Genomic DNA, 3,565 nt, shown 5'->3' with positions numbered 1-3,565 from the left:
TTATATTTCTTTTTTTGTTTCATATCGGACACTTCCTCTCTTATCTTTTATGATAGAGAGTTAACTAAAAGCTGTCCATAAAACTATACTAGCACCAAAATATCCCCCCTCTTCAATTAAATACTTCAAATCACTATTACGTAATATTTACGACCGTCACTTAAGTCCTGCCAGATAAAATCATATCTGCTTGTTAATGCAATGCTATCTTTATTTTTTCCTACACCTGTTGGCTTAAAAATACAACCGTAAACAGAATATTCTTCTCTAAAAAACTTATATATACCTTCATTGTTGCGCCCTTCATAGAAAGGTCTATCTGAAACAAGAGCAACAGCAGCTGTTTTAGTAAATCCTCGGTTCTTAAGCTCCTCCATAAATTTAATATCCTTCACGAACGAATACATCTGTTCTGGATACTGACCATTTAATGGGCACTTAAGTTCAATTGCATACTTCTCTGATTTATCTTCATTAAAAATAGTAATATCTATTTCTTTTTTTATAGTTTTATTGTCTGGTGTGAAGTATGATACATTTCTTTCAAATTGAATACGATAGTCCGGAAGCTTTTCACGTAGGAATATCCCCAGCTCATGCTGGAGGCTAAACTCATTATAAATTTCAATACTCTTAGACTGAACAAACAAGAAAAAGTCATCTACTAATTGCCTTAAATTAAGCAAAGCATCCACCCCATACACCCTAATATAATTTATAGTTTTTTATTGCCCTTCATAATAGTTTTGCTATATCAGCAAACCTTCTGATACCTCTGCTGGTTAGATGACGTCTTTTCAATAGCCTTTATATTACCTTCCATTTTATTTACGTAGTTTAAAAATAAAGTCCCAAGCAGAAGTCGATCCTTTCTGGGTATTCTATTCCATACATAACCCTTGAACAGATCTTTGACAAGAAAGACTTCACCTTCATTCAAGTTTTCAGTTTCCTTAATAGCCTGTTCTAGTAACTCATTAACATCACCCATGTTGTCATCTCCTTATCAATAACAATATTAACAACATTGTTAATAAGATTATATGCCTTTTACCAATTCTAGTCAATAAGAAGAAAACCACCAATCAAGAGAATAAATATATCTCCTGAATGGTGGTCATTCATGTAGGTTATGTTTATACATCTACTTCTACACCAGATTTAAATTCAATAGTTAGTTTATCATCATAGACCGTTATTTTCTCTATAAGTCTCCTTACTATATACATGCACTTTAAAGCAATGACTTCTGTATGAACGCCTTTTTCTATGGTTATACTGCTCCTACATACCCACGTATAAAAGGAGCGGAAATGGCATGAAACGTCTGAAAATCACAAATGATCACGGTTGGACACCTCGAACACTTCGGAAACAAGAACGGAAAATCAAAGATGCCTCTCTGCGTGCTCGAGTGACTGCCGTTCGCCTCGTCATGGAAGGGTTTCTTGGCAAAGATGTCGCACAAATGGTCAATCTATGCCGCCAATCGGTTGCCCTCTACGTCGCACGCTTTAATGAAGGTGGGCTCGATCATTTACTCGATCGTCGCTTGCCACCTGGTCGCGTCCCATTTCTGACGGAAGAACAACAACAGGAGATCAGACAACTCGTGTTAACCACCACTCCTGTGGATGTCGGGTGGGGCATTTCTTCATCATGGAACACACGTATATTGCAGTCCTACATCCAACAAACCTATGGTGTTTCGATGTCACGGGAAGGCATTCGAAAGTTGTTGCATCGTCTTCACTTGTCATGGACACGTCCGACCTATAAGCTCGTCAAAGGCGATCCTGTACTTCAAGCGGCGTTTGAAAAAGAACTCGAGTTTATAAAAAAAACTAATCACGGAAGAACTCGTTCTGCTTCATGTCGATGAAACGCATGTTCGCGCCTATCAAGCGCTTCATACGACGTGGGCAGAAGTAGGGAATCAAAAACAAGTGCCAAGCTACGGTCACCACGCCCATGTTTCCATTTTTGGTGCCGTCGACGTGCAACAAGGCGATGTCGTGTTTCATCGCGCATCATCCACCAATGCCGAAACGTTCCTCGACTTTTTGCGCCTGTTAAAAGAGAAATACGCCGACCGATTCATCGTGCTTGTGTTGGACAATGCGCGTATTCATCATGCCAACATGGTGCAAGCTTTCCTTCAAAGCGAAGAAGGCGATGCCTTTCATTTTATTTTTCTCCCGCCGTATTCGCCTCATTTGAATCCGATTGAACGGTTGTGGAAGTGGCTGAAAGACGAAGTCATCGCCAACATCTTGCATAAAGATCAAAAAGACATCGCCCAGTCGATTACTCGGTTTGAACAACATGTCTTACAGCATCCAGATGAGGTGTTACGCCGCATTGGGTGTGCTGCGTAAACCAGAGGTTAAAATGTCAATTTGGATGTATATAACTCGAACACTGAGTGTTCTGTACGAAGTATCTTTACTATATTACTATCTAAACCTATTGTATTTTTAATAAACCATTTTCGAAATGCTTCAGATGAATAGAATTCTTCCAAAAACAGAAGGTCAATATGTAGCTCCCTAACCGAATAATTTAATAATATTTCCAAACTATCCCACCCCTTCAACAAATCTTTACTGAACCATTCTTGAAAATATTATTGTTTGCTACAAAACGTATTATCCTCAATTCTTAATCTCATATAATACACTTCTGGATGATTCTTATACTTGTCCAGAGCCTGGGGTTTCAAATCCAACCGTATTTTTGTCTTACTGGTTGAACAGAATTCATCAATCTTATCCACTGGAAACATAATAACGGTCATATACTTCCCTTGGTCAAAAACAACCGCTAAATAAGGCTCGATTCCAAAAACATCGCAAGCCTCCTTGGCACGTTCAATAGAATCTATTTCAATCCCCTGAGTAGGCTTTTTAGGATTTAGTGTTTTTGTTTTCACTGACACCCCTATAGTCTTGCCAGTCTTGTTGCTCTTGGCATATAAATCAATTCCCACGTAATCAATTCTTGCACACTCAAAACTATTCTTTGAAAGTAAATAGAGAACAAAGTATTCTCCAAAATCGCCAGTAATTTTGGCATGTCGCTTGCTCTTATCCATAATATTACACCTTTCAAAAAAAATATCTTAATACTAATATATATCAATCCATTTGAAATTTATTAAAAATACTCACTCTATAGATATAAAACAATTGCCATTTATTTATTTTAATATTATGTGATTTAGTGCTTTCATTTATATATGGTGTATTTCATATCATCACCATTTTTAGTATTCAATTATCTGATTCGTTGAATAACGTCGACATGCTAATCAATGGTATATGTAATGTATCAAGTAATTGCAAACGCTTCTATGTTTATTTACAATATCCACCAAGAAAGAAAAACCTGTCAAGGTTTTCATTAAAAGAAAGAACTTTTTGCAAACCTTCTATTATATACATGCACTTTAAAGCAATGACTTCTGTATGAACCCCTTTTTCTATGGTTATACTGCTCCTAAATACCCACGTATAAAAGGAGCGGAAATGGCATGAAACGTCTGAAAATCACAAATGATCACGGT

General features: G+C 37.1%; 5 protein-coding genes. 2 read left to right on the top strand and 3 right to left on the bottom strand.

The window, feature by feature from the left end; all coding sequences use genetic code 11:
- Positions 1-125: 125 nt before the first annotated feature.
- Both EKC99_RS15120 and EKC99_RS15115 read right to left on the bottom strand, forming a co-directional pair.
- On the bottom strand, positions 126-695 hold the full coding sequence (locus EKC99_RS15120; protein ID WP_027622093.1) for a hypothetical protein: 570 nt from the start codon (positions 693-695) through the stop codon (positions 126-128).
- A gap of 59 nt (positions 696-754) precedes the next feature.
- Positions 755-991, bottom strand: coding sequence for a single-stranded DNA-binding protein (locus EKC99_RS15115; protein ID WP_075039546.1), 237 nt, complete (start codon positions 989-991; stop codon positions 755-757).
- A 327-nt stretch (positions 992-1,318) separates the two neighbouring features.
- Between EKC99_RS15115 and EKC99_RS15110 the strand changes: the two genes are divergently transcribed.
- Both EKC99_RS15110 and EKC99_RS15105 read left to right on the top strand, forming a co-directional pair.
- Positions 1,319-1,882, top strand: coding sequence for a helix-turn-helix domain-containing protein (locus tag EKC99_RS15110; protein WP_075039545.1), 564 nt, complete (start codon positions 1,319-1,321; stop codon positions 1,880-1,882).
- Positions 1,848-2,378: an IS630 family transposase gene (locus EKC99_RS15105; protein WP_305956514.1), complete on the top strand. Its 531-nt coding sequence runs from the start codon at positions 1,848-1,850 to the stop codon at positions 2,376-2,378. Before EKC99_RS15110 ends, EKC99_RS15105 begins: the two co-directional genes overlap by 35 nt.
- A gap of 248 nt (positions 2,379-2,626) precedes the next feature.
- Here EKC99_RS15105 and EKC99_RS15100 read toward each other — a convergent pair whose 3' ends face one another.
- On the bottom strand, positions 2,627-3,094 hold the full coding sequence (locus tag EKC99_RS15100) for a hypothetical protein (protein ID WP_075039542.1): 468 nt from the start codon (positions 3,092-3,094) through the stop codon (positions 2,627-2,629).
- Positions 3,095-3,565: the final 471 nt, after the last annotated feature.

It is taken from the genome of Anoxybacillus sp. MB8 (genome assembly GCF_011006755.1).
Lineage (GTDB): Bacteria > Bacillota > Bacilli > Bacillales > Anoxybacillaceae > Anoxybacillus > Anoxybacillus gonensis.
The sequence above is the reverse complement of the archived record's forward strand: the minus strand, read 5'-3'. Positions and strand labels throughout refer to the sequence as shown.